We start from the raw sequence: 727 nt of genomic DNA on the forward strand, positions 1-727 counted from the left end.
TGCAGCACGTTGCTGATACCGGCGCCGATCGCGCCGAGCACACCGGCAGCGGCCAGCGCCCCTAACAACATCAGCGACGGTGGCTGGCTCGCAGCAAAGAAACTGATCAGGCCAAGGAAATAGGCAAGCGGATTGTTGATCCGTGGCAGCGCGCGCAGGCTGAGCACGAGTACCACGTCGCCGAACACCGCGAGCGGTGTAGCCAGGTCACCGAAGCGCGGCGTCAGCCATCCAATCAGCAGTCCGGTCGCAGCACCGAAGACGATGCCGAGCAGGAATGCCGCAAGGTTCGCTGCGCCTTCGCGCGCCGTCTGCGAGCCTGTGTTGAATGCGACCCAGCCAAGGAACATGGCCCAGGCGGGTAGCGCTGCGGTGAGCGTCAGGAAAGTCGTAACGGCAGCCACCACGGCCCCGATCAGGGTAATGCCATGGAACGTGCCTGGCGGGATATTCAGTGCCGCAGCCTGTACCGAAATGCCAATCTTCGGCATGGGAGCCTCCTTCCGGAAGATGACCTGCCCGGTTGGCCTCAGGCAGGTCACGGTGTGTGTCAGACCAGGTTGGTCTCGACGTGGATGTTGCCGTGCAGGGCCTTCGAGTATGGGCAGGTCCGGTGCGCGGTATCCACCAGTGCCTGGGCCACTTCACGGTCGATGCCGGGGATGTGGACATTGAGCCGGGCCTGCAGCAAATAGGCCTCGCCAGCCATGCCCAGGTCAACCTCGGC

The 727-nt window shown here is 64.0% G+C and carries 2 protein-coding genes; both read right to left on the reverse strand.

Annotated elements, in window-relative coordinates; all coding sequences use genetic code 11:
- A partial coding sequence (locus AC1Q6V_RS34630) for a DUF1097 domain-containing protein (RefSeq protein WP_454749742.1) occupies nucleotides 1-491 on the reverse strand: 491 nt, incomplete at its 3' end.
- 59 nt (nucleotides 492-550) lie between these two features.
- Nucleotides 551-727, reverse strand: a 177-nt coding sequence (locus AC1Q6V_RS34635; protein WP_492316811.1) for an OsmC family protein, incomplete at its 5' end; no start/stop codon positions are given.

Source organism: Cupriavidus sp. GW823-FHT07B10, assembly GCF_058794355.1.